This window comes from Pseudomonas sp. Irchel 3F6 (assembly GCF_900187595.1).
In the GTDB taxonomy this organism is placed as follows: Bacteria; Pseudomonadota; Gammaproteobacteria; order Pseudomonadales; family Pseudomonadaceae; genus Aquipseudomonas; species Aquipseudomonas siliginis.
This window is the reverse complement of record NZ_FYDP01000001.1, coordinates 913,164-928,063: the sequence shown is the minus strand read 5'-3', so window position 1 is coordinate 928,063 and position 14,900 is coordinate 913,164. Positions and strand designations below refer to the sequence as shown.

Genomic DNA, 14,900 nt, shown 5'->3' with positions numbered 1-14,900 from the left:
CGTGAGGGCCAATGTCTGGCGAAAAGGTTGTACGCATACAGGTTGCCTGTATAGGTTTTATTCAAGATAGGCCGAAAAAAATCAACTGACAATGAATCGGTGATTTTTTTGTGCGGGTTTGGGAATTCGCTCGGGACAAACCGAATGCCCGGTGCAGTGAAGGGCTTGATTGGCGCGAGCATTTGGCCTTCGGCTCCCGCAGCCTGACTGATTGCAGGTCAAAATTTTACGGAGAATTTACGCAGTCTTTATTGAGGGCATCCGATACTGCGCGGCGCTAATTTGGAACGCTATCGTGATGTCCCTCGCAGCAATTCGGCTTATCGGCTTCATCTTGGGTATTTTTCTGATCACCCTGGCGGTAAGCATGGCTATACCCATGTTCACGCTGGTGGTCCATGAGCGCAGCGACGATCTGTCGGCCTTTCTCTGGTCGAGTCTGATTACCTTCATCTGTGGTCTGCTGTTGATCGTGCGAGGGCGTCCGGAGACCGGCAATCTTCGGCCCGGGGACATGTACTTGCTGACTACCGCGAGCTGGGTTGTTGTGTGCGCCTTCGCAGCGTTACCAATGGTTTTCATCAGCGATATCAGCTACACCGATGCATTCTTTGAAACGATGTCGGGCATCACAACCACTGGCTCGACGGTACTCACCGGTCTGGATAGCGCCTCTCCCGGCTTGTTGATCTGGCGTTCCATGCTGCACTGGTTAGGCGGCATCGGTTTTATCGGCATGGCTGTCGCGATTCTTCCGCTCTTGCGAGTCGGCGGCATGCGTCTTTTCCAGACAGAATCCTCGGACTGGTCGGAGAAAGTGACACCACGTTCTCATGTCGCAGCCAAGTACATCCTTTTGCTCTATCTAAGCCTGACGGGTATCGGCACCTTGGCGCTCTGGCTCGCAGGAATGACCCCATTCGAAGCGATCAACCACGCAATGTCGTTGATCTCTACTGGTGGGTTCTCGACGTCGGATTCCTCCCTCGGGCATTGGGAGCAGCCAGCAATTCACTGGGTTGCGGTGGTCATCATGATCCTGGGCAGCCTGCCATTCACCTTGTACGTCGCAACCTGCCGGGGCAATCGGCGTGCGCTGATCAGGGATCACCAGGTACGCGGGTTTATTGGATTCCTGCTCGTCACATCCTTGGCGGTAGGTACCTGGCTGTATTTTCACAGCGACTACGGATGGTGGGATGCGTTTCGTATCGTGGCGGTCAATGTGACCTCGGTTGTCACGACCACTGGAATTGCGGTTGGCGACTACACCTTGTGGGGCAGCTTTGCTGTTTTGCTGTTTTTCTATCTGACCTTCGTCGGTGGCTGTTCCGGCTCAACGGCCGGCGGGCTGAAAATCTTCCGTTTTCAGGTGGCCGCCGCGCTTCTGGTCAGCAGCTTGAAGCAGTTGATTCACCCTCGGGCCGTGATTCAGAAAAAATACAACGGCCATCCCATCGACGAGGAAATCGTCCGCTCGCTGCTGACCTTCTCGTTTTTTTTCACCATCACGATTGCCGCCATCGCTTTGGGCCTGGCTCTGATCGGGCTTGATTGGATTACTGCCCTGAGCGGTGCCGCTACGGCGGTGTGTAACGTCGGCCCCGGCCTGGGCACCATTATTGGACCGGCAGGTAATTTCTCGTCACTGCCAGATGCGGCCAAATGGCTTCTCACCGTTGGCATGCTGCTAGGCAGGTTGGAAATCCTGACGGTGTTGGTGCTCGTGACCCCGGTTTTCTGGAGGTATTGAGCCAGTCAGTCGCTGGCAGGGACGTCGATTGTTGCCTGTTTCGGTGAATAGCACGGCAGTCATGGTTTTACCGCGTGATGATCGTCAGTACGGGGAGCGTCCATCGGTTTCTTCTCCGGTACTGTAAAACTCACTGTCGTACTGGTGATGATCTGGTGCGTCGGGTCGGCCACTTCCAAGAGAACCTTGTGAGGACCGGGGGTTAGCCCGACCAGGATAATCGGGTCTTCACTGGTGTGCGCCCACGTACCTTTCCAGTCATCGACGGTCACGTGAAGGTGACCTAAGCGTGGTGATACCTCGGCAGCCACCTTGCCAAACACCGGCATGATCCTGGCGTGCTCTGTTCGAAACTGGATGATGACCACTCCGCGGGCGAGTGGCTCGGCAAGCGGCGGGTAGGCAATGAGTCTCGGCGCACTCTCGGATGCCAATGGCAGTATCGCCGGTGGAGAATCGCTGTCTGCTGCCCCTTGTCCGAGCACGGATGTGCAGAAGACGACACCCAAAGCCAGGGCCAATATTCTTCCGGGAGCGAGGGACATGATCTGGTTCTCCGCGTGATTTCATTCAAGCGTAGATCAACCTGGGTGTTGCCCGCTGCTCATTTGAAAATGGAATCATCCAACGTATCTCATCGATACTGACTGGCCGCTTCTGGCCGATCTCCGTGTCACGGATCGCCAAATACCCAAAAGCGGCCACCCTTGTGTTTGTGTACTATCTCAATTCGCTAGCGCCAGTGAACGAGGGTCTCGATACCCGCTTTGTCACCTTTATCTGATGACAGTCCAAGTCGACCTCTGCCGAATAAGCCCTGGGGAAAACGGGACCACCCAATCAGAAGCTGCTTTCGAACCATAGCTGTCGCTTAACAGCAAATCTGCCAAAATGTTTTCTAACAGGCTTGTCCTGAATCCATCGCAAAACCGAACTCACGAGTACTTTGATCATATGGCCACAGGTCTTAGTGATGCCGAGCTTGATTACGTACTGGGGATGATTGAGAAAGCCCCAAACACCGAATTAAATGTTATGTGTGAGCACCTGCAGATCGACAGCCGCGATCTTCTCAATCAGTTGGCGATCTCAGTGGCAAGACTGTTTATCACCGGCTGCCGCGATTTTCACTACTGTGATGAGGTGATGAATATTGTCATCAGCGATATCGTCGATCTGTCCTTGTACGCAGAGATGCCCGAGCCGGCATTTTCGATCTATCAGGCATTTGATGCGGGCGAGTATTGGCACAGCGGCGATGACCGGGAGGTATTCCCTTGGGAGAGGTGGACCCGTCCTGAGCTTGAGAGAATTTTGCGTGAGGTCGGCGGCTAACAACCAAGTCGAAGGTGCTCGCGGTAACGCGGGCACCGTTTTCTGTGTGGGGAAAAACGCTGACCCGCTTGCTTACCAGTTGTAGCTCAGTTTGGCGGTAATCTCGCGGCCCGGGTTGTAGAAGTTCGCCGTGCCGGAGCCGACCACGTGCTGCTCATCCAGCAGGTTGCTGACGTTCACCGCCAGGTCGGTGCCCTTGGCGATCTTGTAGTTGAAGGCGGCGTCGAACAGGGTAGTGCCATCGCTTTTGCCGGAGTTGGCTGCATCGAAGTAATAAGCGCCGACGTAGCGCGCACCCAGGCCCACGCTGACATCAGTGGCGGGTACGTCGTAGTAACTCCAGAGCGAAGCGGAATGCTTGGGTGCCGTGGCGAACTCGTTGCCCTTCAGAGAACTGCCGTCATACAAAGAACCGCGCAGTACCTCGGACTCCATGTAGGAATAGCCACCGATCAGGCTGAGGTTCTGCGTCACCTGCGCCTTGGCCTCCAGGTCGAGGCCGCGTGCACGTGATTCACCCACCGTCTGCTGCTCGATGATGCCGCTCGGCAGCACCACGGCGATGGTGACGTTTTCCTGGGTCAGGTCATACACCGCGGCGGAGAACAGTGCGTCCATCCCCATCGGCGCATACTTCACGCCCACTTCGTACTGCCTGCCTGTCTGCGGTGTTACGCCAACCTGCGGCGGCGAGACGGATTCGACCATGCTCACGTAGGTTGATACTTCATCGTTGACGATATAGGTCAACGCACCTCGGTAGGAGGTTTCGGAGAAGGTGTCTTTCTCGGTGGATTGCAAGCCTTTGCTGGTCAGGTCCATCGAGTCGTTGCGCACGCCTCCGGTGACGATGAAACGCTCGTAGAACGACAGGTTCTGCTGAAGGAAGACGGCCTTGGTGGTCGCGTCTCGCTTGTTGACGGCATACGGCGCGATTGAGCGTGGAACGCCAGTAAACACCGGGTTGGCAATGTCGATCGGGGTTGTCAGGGCGTAGACCGAGCTTTCCTTGGTGGTCGAATCGAGGTACTCCACGCCCACCAGACTGCTGCTGTCGATGTTCTCGAAGCGGGCATCGTATTGCAGCATCAGATTGCCGTTGAACTGGTCGGCTTCAGTGTCGGTTCCGAACAGGTAGCGATCGACGGTGGTACCGATACGTGCGGCGCTGTCGCTGAGGTACACGTAGCCAAAATCATCGGTCAACTTGCTGTAACGCAGATTGCTGCGCAGCACGAAGCCGTTGTCGAAATCATGGGTGACGTTACCGCTGAGGCTAGTGCGCTCGACATCGTGGAAGTTGTAGCTGGGCTCGCCATAAAACTTGCTGCGGTCGTATTCCCGATCCAGTGGATAGCCGCCGCTGTTGGGCGAACTTTCGGTTTTCAGGTAATCCAGAATCATCGTAGCCGATGTGTAATCCGTCGGTGCCCAGGTGAGGCCACCCATAAACAACTGGTTGTCGTCCTGCGAATGATCGTACTCGCGATCGCTGTTCTGGCCTTTGGCAGTAAAGCGGCCGGCCAGGGTTTTTTCGTCGTTCAGCGCATCGCCGACATCGATGCCGGTCTCGACATGGTCAAACGAACCGTAGGTCACATAGCCCTGGCCAAACTTCTCGAAGCGCGGCTGTTTGGTCACGAAATTTACCGAACCGCCCGGGTCCGCAGGGCCAAACAGGGTGGAGTTGGCGCCACGCAGAATCTCGATGCGCTCATAAGCGAACGGATCTTCGCGTACGCCGCGCATCGAACTGAGGGTCAAGCCGTCACGGTAGGTGGTGGCCTGGAAGCCGCGGATCTGGAAATAGTCGTTGCGATCATCCGTACCATAAAAGTCACTGACCACGCCCGGCGTATATTGCAGCGCTTCTTCCGTGGTGCTGACGCTGCGTTGCTGCATTTCCTTGTTGGTCACCACCGACACCGATGCCGGTGTATTGAGAATGCTGGTGGCGACCTTGCCGCCAACCCAGAGCTCCTTGGCCACCACCGAGTTGGCGTCGTCGTCGGCACTGACCCGGACCTTGGCATTGATGATGAGCGGGGCGAGGCGGTAGTCCTCGACGGCCGTTGCATCGAGCTCCAGCGGGCCGGCGGTTTTTGCTTGAGGGGTCAGCAGGTAAGCATTCGCGCCTTGCTGTTCGATCTGCAACTCGCTGCCCTGCAGCAAGGATGACAGCGCTGCCGATGTATCGAGCGTGCCATTCACGCCAGCCGTGGTGCGGTTCGCAACACTCGAGGCGTCGAAGGAAAGACTGATGCCAGCCTCGCGCGCAAAGCGGTCAAGCGCCGGCGCCAGTGGGCCGGGGGCGATATTCCACTGTTTGACTTGATTGCTGTGATCAGCGCCCGAGGTTTGCGCCAGCGATGGCAATGCGTAGCTGCTCACGATCAAACCCAAGATCGCACCGTGCATGGCACGACTTAATGGATGGCGCTGTGAAACCGGGGACGAACTCATTTTCTCGCTCCAAGAAAGGACATCGGCAGACTGGCCTGTATTCCGGCCTTCCTTACAGGTCGAACGAGAATGAGAAACCACCTCATTATTTTTCAGGTAGCGAAAATATATTCGTGTGGAGTCAGGTGGCAGCGGTTACGGTGACCCAATAACGGGTTCGGTAATCAATGTGCAGGCGCAGTGACTGCGCGATCAATGCCAGGACCCGGTCGTTGTCGGCGAGCTGGAAAGTGCCGGAAACGCGACGATCAGCGACCTCTTCGGCGCAGCGCAAGACTCCGGGGCGATAACGCGACAACTCCGCGATGAAGTCACCAAGGCGCATGTGGTTCGCACTGATCACTCCGTCACCCCAACCCCATGGATCAAGGCCGTTGTCCCTGAACGTTCGGGTGCCGCTTGGGGTGAACAGCAGTTGGTTTCCTGCCAGGACGTTGCGGCTCGCAGGCGTTTGACTGGAGCCGGGGAACACCGTGACTGATCCTTCCTGGGCCGCGACCAGAGTGCCGTCGTCACGCTCGCGGACCAGAAAGCGCGAGCTGTGGGCTCGCATGATCCCGTCGCGTGATTGCACCCACAATGGTCGCGCTTGCGGCGAGTGTTGATCCGCACCGACATTCACGATGATTTCACCTCGGCGCAGGATGATCAGGCGTCGCTGGGCGTCGAAATCGCTGTCGACGGCGCTATCGCTATTGAGCTGGATAAGACTGCCATCGTCGAGTTGGAAACGTCGTTGCTCGCCGGTGCTGCTGCGCTGCTGTGCAAGCATGGAGGGCAGGGGGGTGTAGTCGCGGCCGAGCCAGGCTGCCGTGCCGACGGTCGCCAATACGCCCAGTAGCTTCAGGCTTTCCCGCCGGCGCATTCCATGCTGGGCGCCCTTAAGGGTTTGTCGAGCCAGCTGAGCTGGCACGCCTTCGAATTCATCGCCCAGCGTTTCCACACGCTGCCACGCCAATCCATGCTCCGGGCGCTGCTGCAGCCAGTGTTCAAACGTGCGCTGTGTCTGTTCATCGGCTTGATTGAAGCGAAGGCGCACCAGCCATTGGATCGCCTGGTCGACAATGGCCGGATCCAGCGCCTCGGGCTCAGGCCTCGACATAACGCAAGCGATAGCAATGTTGCAGGGCCGTGGCCAGATCGCGCTCCACCGTCGCGCGGGAAACACCGAGCTTTTCGGCGATTTGCGCGCAGGTCAGACCGTCGAGTCGGGCAAATAAAAACGCCTGGCGTACTCTTGGTTTAAGCGAGTCGAGCAGACGGTCTATGCGCTCGAGCGCATCCAGAATCATCAGCCGGCTTTCTTCCGATGGAACCTCGTGTTGCGGCAGCAAGGTGATGCTTTTCAGATAGGCCCGTTCCAGTTCGCGACGACGATACTGGTCAATCATCAACCCTCGGGCAATGCTGCTCAAATAAGCACGTGGTTCGCGCAGGGCGCCGGACTGATGACGGTGTTTGAGCACACGGACGAAAGTGTCCTGCGCCAGATCTGCGGCGTTGTCGCGACAGCCGATGCGCCGAATCAGCCAGCCCTGTAACCACGAGAAGTGGGTGCGATAGAGCAGCCCTGGATCTGCAGTACCTAGTGTTTCGTCGCTACGCATCGGCATCCCGGGACATACATGATTGATAATGAATCGCATTCTACTCAGGCGTTGGGCCATCAGGCAAATGCGTCGCGCGTAGTGTCTGTTTCGGGCGAAATGACGCCCCTGGTTTCTTGGACAGTTGGCCACAGTTCAGGCTGACGCGCCGATCCCGGTAATAGGCCCAGGCTGGGTTGCTGCGTTACTGGTCAGAGGTGCTGTCATTCTAGTTTTTCCCTTCATCGCATTATCTTAGGTTCGAACGTCTGCTCTTGGCCGATTTCTGCCTCACAAGAGGCTTCCCTCCGCTTGCAAAAATCGATCAGGCCGGCATGGGCAAAGGGCACTGGATACCTTGTCATCGATGATCTCCTCGCTGGCCAGACGTCCCACTATCGCCGCCAAAGTAATTCCAGGGTGCATCGCACAAACGTAGACGCCACCTACATTGGGGAGATAACCGATGATGGGGATGCCATCGGCAGGCATGGGCCTGAGGCCGACACAAGCCCGTTCCGGTTCTATGGAAACGACACCATGGAGTTCGTTCTGGATTGTGTTGGCCGTGCGAAGCGCTATCGCTGCCGGCTGATTTTCCACGGCATCGTTCAGATAATCTTCCGCCGCGAACAACGCACCATCCGAACTTTGCCGCACTTCCATTTCAGGGCTGGATATGAGGGTGTGTACGAGGTCGGGTTGTGACTTGTAACGGATGAAAATGGCAGGGGAGGCCTCTATTGGCAGGGACACTCCAAGCATGTCTGTCAGTTTCGTGATGCCTGCCCCGGCTGCCAGTACGACAATATCGGCATCGAGGCTGCCTATCGTTGTTTCGACTCCAGTCACCGTTGCACTCTGGGTTACCAAACCGAGCACTCGCGTCTGAGTGAGAATCTTCGCCCCATATGCCTGCGCACCTGCGATCAACGCATGCGTAGCTGCCACTGCGTCCAGCGCTCCTTCTTCAGCCGCATACAGAGCAGACCGGGGAGGGTTCTTGAGATTTGGTTCCAAGTCGAGAATCCGCGATCGAGACACCAGGTTTGCCGAAGCCTGGTGACCTGAGACAGGCAGCGTCTCAATCGCCATCGCACTGTAAGACAAGGCGCCTGTCCATCTTATCTCCAGACCTGGCAGCTGCGTTTCGAGTCGGCGGTACTCCTTGATGGCAGAACCGCGCAGTTGCGCGATTGGGTCGGGTTCGGGGTGTGAGGTATTGAGCCAAGCGAATGAGCTGCCAGTCACTCCCGAAGATATATCTTCAGCTTCTACCAAAGTGACATTCGCGCCTTTACCTGCCAAGTGATACGCCAATGACGCGCCAACGATGCCTGCACCAATGACAACGACCCTTTTGCCCTGACCATTTCCCATATCAACCTCCGTTTTGTCGATGTGCCGATGGTACGGCAGCCGGATGATTTCATGACATGAGAACCTGATCGTTGAGCTTTTAAGTGTCTGCTTCTGGCCGAATCCGACAACGGTGCCGCGCGACTGATCCACCCCGGTCCTTCACCCACGTGGAGGGCACCACCATGTACATACGCAATCGCCAAATATCGACATCTGGAAATTGCTGAGCAAACCCGAACTGTGCTGGAGGCCTGGACGCATCAGGCGTGCCTGCGCAGCGAGGACTTCTTATGCTGCAATCACTATTGACTCACCGATCGCTAGCGGATGAGACCGGCTAAGATGAGTGGTTGGCGACTGCGTAAATCCAGGCAAACCGCACATGCGCAAATATTTGGTCTTGCTATTGATTGGCGTCACAGGCGTTGCCAAGGCGCAATCTCAATGCTCAAACACGTGGTATCAATCGGTCGATAAGGTTCTGCATACGGCTGATATGCAAGGGCACGGACCGGATCTAGGTTCTGATGAATGGAAGTCAGTGATCGAGATAAAGCTGGGGGTTCAAGATGGGTCAGATGTCCCTGAGCGAAGCTCCGAGCAGTGGTGCAATTACATTGATCAGCAAATCAGTGCGATACAGTCGACCGGGGCGCGCACGGGAACATCGTCGGCTATCAATTCGCCACCTGGTCCATCTTACGATTGCTCAAAGGCGGAGCCTGGCGGTATCGAAGCATTGATATGTAAAGACAAGGAATTATCTGCCCTCGATCGCAAACTCTCGGCAGTGTATGCCAGTGCGAGTATTAAGGCCGGCAACGAGCATCCTCCAATGCTCAAAGCAGAGCAGCGGGGGTGGATCAAGGGGCGGGACGATTGCTGGAAGAGTGATGACGTCGGTGCATGCCTGCGCATGGAATACCAGAACCGCATCGCTGAGTTGCAAGCACGGTACCGACTGATCTCTGGCACTGGGCCTGTCTTTTACGAATGCGACGGCAACCCTGCAAACGAGGTAACTGTCAGGTTCTTCGAAACTGATCCGCCAACATTAATAGCCGAGCGTGGCGACAGCGTATCGCTGATGTACCAGCAACTCAGTGGCATGGGCATCAAGTACGTCGGGCGTAATGAATCGCTTTGGGAACATAAGGCCGAAGCCATCATCACTTGGGGATATGGTGCGCCCGAAGAGCAATGCAAAAGAAAACCTTGAGCGGCGGTTTGTTCAGGCCAGGTAAATACAAATGGGTGAGAGGCCAGCTCTCATAGAAAGAGCCGCCTACAGGAGTCGAGTTGCCATCCATATGGTGTGCGGCCCATGCCAGTAGGTGTGCCATACGTTCGGCAGCAACTGGCGACAGCGTTTTGGGCTGGAGAAGACCATGGGGGCGGCAGCTCTTGGCCGAAAGCGGTTGCCCTTGTGGCAACTAACGGCCAAAGGCGGACGCTTTTGGCCGTTAGCGCTATGAAGAGATTACAAGAAGCTATGCACCCACAAACTCGATCACCGTCTTGCCCTTGCCGCGGCCTTCGGCGACTTGGCGAAACGCCTCGTTGACGTCTTGCATTGCAAAGTGCTGTTGATCCACGCGGATCGTCAGTTGACCCGCATTGGCCAGCGCAGCGGCCTCGCGCAGGATAGCGCCGTGATGTTCGCGTCCTTTGCCGGTGAGCAGCGGAGCCAGAGTGAAAACCCCCGAGTAGGTGGCACTTTTGAACGACAACGGTGCCAGGCTGTGCTGGCCCCAGCCCAGGCAGCTCAGCACGTGCCCGGTATAGGCTTTCACGGCTTGGAATGATGCATCCAGCGTGCTGCCGCCGACGGTGTCGTAGACAATGTCGAACCCTTCGGCGGCGGTGTAGTGCTCGACATAATCCTCAACGCTCTGTGCCTGATAGTCGATCGCCGTCGCCCCCAGCGAGCGTATGAAGTCCAGACTGCCCGCCGAACCGGTGGCGTAGACATCGGCACCGCGAGCCTTGGCCAGTTGCACAGCCACTTGGCCGACCCCACCCGCGCCCCCATGAATCAGGACACGCTGGCCGGAGCGGACATTGGCGTGATCGACCAGACCTTCCCACGCGGTGATGAATACCAAAGGCAATGCAGCCGCCTCACGCATGCTGAGGGTGTGTGGCTTGACCGCGATCAGGCGGGCATCCACGGCAATGTACTCGGCCATGGTGCCTTGGGCACCGCCGATCCCGCCGGGCATGCCGAAGACTTCCTGGCCCTGGGTGAATCCTTGGACTGCTTCACCCACTTCAACCACCGTACCGGCGAGGTCAAGGCCGAGCACGGCCGGCAGCGTTTGACGGGCGTGAGCCCCTGCGCCGGCGGCAATTTTGGTATCGAGCGGATTGACCCCTGCGGCGTGAACCTTGACCAGGACTTGCCCCTTACCGGCAACAGGGCGATCGATGTGACGGATGGCCAGAGGGGATTGAGCGGACTCGGCGATGGCGGCAAGCATGGAATGTTTCATGGCGGGAACCTGTGTTGGGATGGACGCTTACAGATTGCCGCGCTTTAATCATTCCGATAAGAAATCCAATGTGCATATGACTTATTCCCCAAAGAGAACCAATCGTCGATGGATCTGTTCGACAGCATGCATGTCTTTGTTCGCGTCGTGGAGCGCGGGTCTTTCTCGGCGGTCGCCCGTGAACTGAACATGGGGCAGCCGGCAGTGAGCAAGCAAGTGCGCGCGCTGGAGCAGTATCTGGGTGGGCCATTGTTCGCACGCAGCACTCGGCATTTGGCCCTGACCGACCAAGGTCAACGCTTCTACGACCACTGCCAGGAAATTCTCGGCCACGTCGAAACTGCTACACGGAGCTTTACCAGTGGCCAGGAGCAGATCGCCGGCCCTTTACGAGTCGCCGCCCCGGTCAGTTATGGAAGGTTATGCATCGCACCGCTCATAGGGATTTTCCTGCAACGCCATCCTGACGTGCGGATTGACCTGCGGCTGAGTGACCACAATGAAGACCTGCTCAAGGAAAACATCGATCTGGCTATTCGCATTGGCGCGGTGAAGAGCGAGGGATTGGTGGCACTGCCACTAGGCAATAGCCCACGGCGTGTCTATGCCGCGCCCGGTTACCTGGCTCTGCACGGCGTGCCACTTGAGCCAAGCGAACTGTCCGATCACAACTGCATCGGCTTCACGTTGCTGGAGCATTACGACCGTTGGCACTTTACGCACCTCGGCCAGGCGTTCGATGTAGTTATCCAGGGTAACGTCACCAGCAACAGCAGCGAGGCCATCCGCGAAATGGTGCTCTGCGGCTTGGGTATTTCCCTCTCACCGCAATGGCTGTTCACAGCTGACGTCGAGCAGGGCAGGGTGAGTACCGTACTCGACAACTATCAGACCAGCGCGCTGCCTGTCAGCGCCGTACTCAGCCGCGAGCGACGACGTTCAGCGCGGACGATGGCGTTCATCGATTTTCTACGCGAGCAAATGTTGTAGAAGCGTTTCGCCGGGAAGACGGATCTACATCGACCATCAGCGAATTTTCCTGCCATTGAAGCCGACACGAACAGGTGGCTCAAGCTGATTTCTGCACAGCTCTTATTGGCGGTCGATCAAGCGCTGAGTTGTCCTTGGAGTGAGCGCGCTACGGCAAACTGGCGAAATCGGTGAGGTTCCTCGCCATTACACCTGCGCTGCAAGCGCCTCAATCAATTCCTGGGTGGTGACGATTGAATGAGCGAAAGTCGGCCCGTTCAACTCATGGGCGGCGTGCATCATTTCCGCACGGAAAGCGGCGGTCGCATCGCGCACCAGCGTGACGTGGTAGCCCAGTTCCGAGGCGTAGCGGGCGGTCGCTTCGATGCAGGTATTGGCGAGCAGGCCGACGATGATGACGTGGGTGATGCCTTTCTGCTTCAGGCGAAAATCAAGGTCGGTATTGGCAAAGCCGCTGGAGCCCCAATGTTCCTGCACGACAATGTCGCCGTCCTTCGGCGCGAAATCGGGATGCCATTCGCCGCCCCATTCACCGCGTGCGAAGTGGTGCATGTGCATGATTTTGCATTGGGTCGGTGTTGGATGATCCCAGCCTTCATAGTCGCCATGTTCCCAGCGGTGGTGCGGCACGATGACCACCGGAATGTTCTGCGCCCGTACGGCGCGATCGAGCGCCCGCAGGTTGTCGAGCAGCCCGACCTGCTCGGCAATCGGCTTGATCAAGGGGAAGACCTTGCCGTTGTCCGAAAGAAAATCGTTGTACGGATCGACCAGCAGATATGCGGTGCGGTTCAGCGGATAAGGGGCGTTCGACATGACGATGTACTCCACGCAAGTTAAGTGACCGATGCCGTGGGCTCGCCCGGGCATCAGTTTTTTATGACGACGAAAAAGCTCAAGTCAGTTGAAGGCGCTGCGGTAGGCAAAAAGGCCGGGCAAGCCGCCGGTCATCACAAACAGCAGATTGCTTCCTGGCGGGTAGTCGCCACGGCGCACGGCAGCGAGCAACCCGGCGAAGGCCTTGCCACCGTAGACCGGATCCGTCAGCAAGCCCTCAACGGAGGCCAGCAGTCGAACCGCTTCGAGCATCGATTCGGTGGGGGCGCCATAGGCGTCGCCACGTTGACTGCCATCCACAGTGATTGCGCTTTGCAGAAGGGTTGCGGACGGGTCCAGGAGCTGCAAGGTTTCCCGAGTTTTTTCCAGGGTCGCGGCCGTGGCCTGCTCCTCAGTTGCCAACACCGAGTAGCCGATCACTTCGGTTGATGATCGAGCCAGTGCCAGACCCGCCTGCAGTCCTGAATGGGTCCCTGCGCTGCCGTTGGGGATGATGATCCGCTCGAATTGCACACCGAGCGCGTCTGCCTGGCGGAGGATCTCTCCCGCACAAGCGGCGTAGCCCAGACTGCCCCTGGGGCTGGAGGCGCCCAATGGTATGAGGAAGGGTTTTTTGCCTTGGCTTTTGAGCGCGCTGAGCAATTCGCCAGCGTAGCTATCGGGCGTCAAACCGCGCGGCAGTCGATGGACCTTTGCGCCAAACAGGCCATCGAGCAATACGTTGCCGTTATGACAAAAATCATCATCGCTGCGCACCGCAGACGGGGTCAGGATAAGCTCGCAGGCCAAACCTTGGCGGGCCGCGACGGCGGCGGTCAGCCTGGCGTGATTGGATTGAAAACCGCCCCAGGTAACCAGTGTGTCCGCGCCTTCGGCCAATGCTTCGCCAAGCAAAAATTCGAGTTTGCGCAGTTTGTTGCCACCGCCGCCGAGGCCCATCAGGTCATCGCGTTTGACGTAGAGATCGCAGCCATGCAGCTCGGCGGCCCGGCTCAGGCGGGACAGCTTCTGAATCGGTGTCGGGCCTTCCAGCAGCGCCACTCGGGGGTAAGCAGCCAGCGCAGTTTCCAGTTGATTCAAGTCGTGAGGCATGACGGTTCACTTGACGTTGATGGAAGGAAGTGGGGCGGTCACTTCAACAAGCCCCGGCGAAATGCTTAATAACTGAGATTGCAGTTAAGTCGCTTTGTCAGGCAGTGGCGGACTCTCGTGCGACTTGCCTGAGGATTTGTTCGTATTCCTTGACGGATAGCGATCCGGACACCAACTGACGACCGTTCAGTACCATGGCCGGGACCGAGTTAATCCCGCGCTCAAGGTAAAAACTCTCAAGTTCACGGACCTCGAGAGCGAACGCCTCGCTAGTCAAAATCTCGCGGGCGCGGGTGGTTGAAAGTCCCGCTTCACCGGCCAGGCGCACCAGTGTTTCGTGGTCGCTGGGGTTCGCGCCATTGGTGAAATAAGCCTCGATCAGGATTTTCTTCAGCGCGACCTGGCGGCCTTCCTGCACGGCCCACAGCAGAAGGCGATGGGCATCGAAGGTGTTGTAGAAGTGACTGCGCTTGTCCAGGTCGAACTGAAAACCTATGGCCTTGCCACGCGCGACGATCATTTCATTGCGCGAGGCGACTTCTTCGGCACTGCGCCCGTATTTGCGCATCATGTGCTTGATGGCGTGCTCGCCCTCGGCCGGCATCTCCGGGTTCAGTTCGAAGGGCTTGAAGGTCAGCTCCACGGCAACCTCGCCGGCAACATTGGCGATGGCTTGTTCCAGCGCTGTGGCGCCGAGTGCGCACCAGGGGCACACCACATCCGACACAAAGTCGATACTGACGGGGAAAGTCATTTCTTCGACTCCGTCAGTTGTTGGCGGTACTCGGTGGTGGTAATTCCGGCATAGCCCCAGTTGTCGGTATCGACCTCTTCAATAACGATATGGGTGAGGTGCGGGTCCTTGTTGAGGACGGTTTGCATGGTTTTGGTGATCTCGGCGATGACTTGAGATTTCTGTTCTTTGGTGACGCCGTCGCGAGTAATACGAACGCTGATGAAAGGCATGGGATAAGTCTCCAGTCGGCGCCC

14 protein-coding genes and 1 pseudogene are annotated in these 14,900 nt (G+C 57.5%); 5 read left to right on the top strand and 10 right to left on the bottom strand.

Features of this window, described 5'->3' with window-relative positions:
* The first annotated feature begins 298 nt into the window (after positions 1–298).
* Complete coding sequence (locus CKW30_RS04125; RefSeq protein WP_095180043.1) at positions 299–1,753, top strand: TrkH family potassium uptake protein; 1,455 nt, start codon at positions 299–301, stop codon at positions 1,751–1,753.
* Between the two features lie 59 nt (positions 1,754–1,812).
* Here CKW30_RS04125 and CKW30_RS04120 read toward each other — a convergent pair whose 3' ends face one another.
* Positions 1,813–2,298 carry a DUF6130 family protein gene (locus tag CKW30_RS04120; protein ID WP_095180042.1) on the bottom strand — a complete coding sequence of 162 codons (486 nt, stop codon included), beginning with the start codon at positions 2,296–2,298 and terminating at the stop codon, positions 1,813–1,815.
* 409 nt (positions 2,299–2,707) lie between these two features.
* Between CKW30_RS04120 and CKW30_RS04115 the strand changes: the two genes are divergently transcribed.
* On the top strand, positions 2,708–3,088 hold the full coding sequence (locus CKW30_RS04115) for a hypothetical protein (RefSeq protein ID WP_095180041.1): 381 nt from the start codon (positions 2,708–2,710) through the stop codon (positions 3,086–3,088).
* 72 nt (positions 3,089–3,160) lie between these two features.
* Here CKW30_RS04115 and CKW30_RS04110 read toward each other — a convergent pair whose 3' ends face one another.
* The 4 genes from CKW30_RS04110 to CKW30_RS04095 form a co-directional block, all read right to left on the bottom strand.
* Positions 3,161–5,551 carry a TonB-dependent siderophore receptor gene (locus CKW30_RS04110; protein ID WP_095180040.1) on the bottom strand — a complete coding sequence of 797 codons (2,391 nt, stop codon included), beginning with the start codon at positions 5,549–5,551 and terminating at the stop codon, positions 3,161–3,163.
* A 121-nt stretch (positions 5,552–5,672) separates the two neighbouring features.
* Positions 5,673–6,653, bottom strand: a complete 981-nt coding sequence (locus CKW30_RS04105) for a FecR domain-containing protein (RefSeq protein WP_095180039.1) — start codon at positions 6,651–6,653, stop codon at positions 5,673–5,675.
* Positions 6,640–7,158 (bottom strand): sigma-70 family RNA polymerase sigma factor, encoded by a 519-nt coding sequence (locus CKW30_RS04100; protein ID WP_095180305.1) that lies wholly within the window; start codon positions 7,156–7,158, stop codon positions 6,640–6,642. Before CKW30_RS04100 ends, CKW30_RS04105 begins: the two co-directional genes overlap by 14 nt.
* Positions 7,159–7,428: 270 nt before the next feature.
* Entirely contained in the window at positions 7,429–8,517 is a 1,089-nt protein-coding gene (locus CKW30_RS04095; protein ID WP_095180304.1) for an FAD-binding oxidoreductase, read from the bottom strand.
* A gap of 198 nt (positions 8,518–8,715) precedes the next feature.
* Between CKW30_RS04095 and CKW30_RS27805 the strand changes: the two are divergent.
* A pseudogene (locus tag CKW30_RS27805) lies at positions 8,716–8,790 on the top strand (integrase); the annotation flags it as partial.
* 91 nt (positions 8,791–8,881) lie between these two features.
* Positions 8,882–9,718 (top strand): MliC family protein, encoded by an 837-nt coding sequence (locus CKW30_RS04090; protein ID WP_095180038.1) that lies wholly within the window; start codon positions 8,882–8,884, stop codon positions 9,716–9,718.
* A gap of 271 nt (positions 9,719–9,989) precedes the next feature.
* Here CKW30_RS04090 and CKW30_RS04085 read toward each other — a convergent pair whose 3' ends face one another.
* Complete coding sequence (locus CKW30_RS04085; RefSeq protein ID WP_095180037.1) at positions 9,990–10,991, bottom strand: zinc-dependent alcohol dehydrogenase family protein; 1,002 nt, start codon at positions 10,989–10,991, stop codon at positions 9,990–9,992.
* A 108-nt stretch (positions 10,992–11,099) separates the two neighbouring features.
* Here CKW30_RS04085 and CKW30_RS04080 point away from each other — a divergent pair, with 108 nt between their 5' ends.
* A complete protein-coding gene (locus tag CKW30_RS04080; protein ID WP_095180036.1) occupies positions 11,100–11,981 on the top strand; it encodes a LysR family transcriptional regulator in 882 nt (293 codons plus the stop codon).
* 186 nt (positions 11,982–12,167) lie between these two features.
* Here the strand turns inward: CKW30_RS04080 and CKW30_RS04075 are convergent, their stop codons facing one another.
* From CKW30_RS04075 to CKW30_RS04060, 4 genes are all read right to left on the bottom strand, one after another.
* Positions 12,168–12,797: an isochorismatase family cysteine hydrolase gene (locus CKW30_RS04075; RefSeq protein ID WP_095180035.1), complete on the bottom strand. Its 630-nt coding sequence runs from the start codon at positions 12,795–12,797 to the stop codon at positions 12,168–12,170.
* A gap of 84 nt (positions 12,798–12,881) precedes the next feature.
* Positions 12,882–13,910 carry a D-cysteine desulfhydrase family protein gene (locus tag CKW30_RS04070; RefSeq protein WP_095180034.1) on the bottom strand — a complete coding sequence of 343 codons (1,029 nt, stop codon included), beginning with the start codon at positions 13,908–13,910 and terminating at the stop codon, positions 12,882–12,884.
* A 97-nt stretch (positions 13,911–14,007) separates the two neighbouring features.
* Entirely contained in the window at positions 14,008–14,664 is a 657-nt protein-coding gene (locus tag CKW30_RS04065; protein WP_095180033.1) for a DsbA family oxidoreductase, read from the bottom strand.
* The gene (locus CKW30_RS04060; protein ID WP_016774741.1) at positions 14,661–14,876 is read right to left on the bottom strand and encodes a 4-oxalocrotonate tautomerase family protein; all 216 of its coding nucleotides are present in this window, start codon (positions 14,874–14,876) and stop codon (positions 14,661–14,663) included. The genes CKW30_RS04065 and CKW30_RS04060 overlap by 4 nt, the downstream gene beginning before the upstream one ends.
* Between the last annotated feature and the right edge of the window lie 24 nt (positions 14,877–14,900).

Excerpts from the sequence above, each read along its gene's own strand:
- CKW30_RS04125 (WP_095180043.1), top strand. The coding sequence starts at position 299 with ATGTCCCTCGCAGCAATTCGGCTTATCGGCTTCATCTTGGGTATTTTT.
- CKW30_RS04120 (WP_095180042.1), bottom strand. The coding sequence starts at position 2,298 with ATGTCCCTCGCTCCCGGAAGAATATTGGCCCTGGCTTTGGGTGTCGTC.
- CKW30_RS04115 (WP_095180041.1), top strand. The coding sequence starts at position 2,708 with ATGGCCACAGGTCTTAGTGATGCCGAGCTTGATTACGTACTGGGGATG.
- CKW30_RS04110 (WP_095180040.1), bottom strand. The coding sequence starts at position 5,551 with ATGAGTTCGTCCCCGGTTTCACAGCGCCATCCATTAAGTCGTGCCATG.
- CKW30_RS04105 (WP_095180039.1), bottom strand. The coding sequence starts at position 6,653 with ATGTCGAGGCCTGAGCCCGAGGCGCTGGATCCGGCCATTGTCGACCAG.
- CKW30_RS04100 (WP_095180305.1), bottom strand. The coding sequence starts at position 7,158 with ATGCGTAGCGACGAAACACTAGGTACTGCAGATCCAGGGCTGCTCTAT.
- CKW30_RS04095 (WP_095180304.1), bottom strand. The coding sequence starts at position 8,517 with ATGGGAAATGGTCAGGGCAAAAGGGTCGTTGTCATTGGTGCAGGCATC.
- CKW30_RS04090 (WP_095180038.1), top strand. The coding sequence starts at position 8,882 with ATGCGCAAATATTTGGTCTTGCTATTGATTGGCGTCACAGGCGTTGCC.
- CKW30_RS04085 (WP_095180037.1), bottom strand. The coding sequence starts at position 10,991 with ATGAAACATTCCATGCTTGCCGCCATCGCCGAGTCCGCTCAATCCCCT.
- CKW30_RS04080 (WP_095180036.1), top strand. The coding sequence starts at position 11,100 with ATGGATCTGTTCGACAGCATGCATGTCTTTGTTCGCGTCGTGGAGCGC.
- CKW30_RS04075 (WP_095180035.1), bottom strand. The coding sequence starts at position 12,797 with ATGTCGAACGCCCCTTATCCGCTGAACCGCACCGCATATCTGCTGGTC.
- CKW30_RS04070 (WP_095180034.1), bottom strand. The coding sequence starts at position 13,910 with ATGCCTCACGACTTGAATCAACTGGAAACTGCGCTGGCTGCTTACCCC.
- CKW30_RS04065 (WP_095180033.1), bottom strand. The coding sequence starts at position 14,664 with ATGACTTTCCCCGTCAGTATCGACTTTGTGTCGGATGTGGTGTGCCCC.
- CKW30_RS04060 (WP_016774741.1), bottom strand. The coding sequence starts at position 14,876 with ATGCCTTTCATCAGCGTTCGTATTACTCGCGACGGCGTCACCAAAGAA.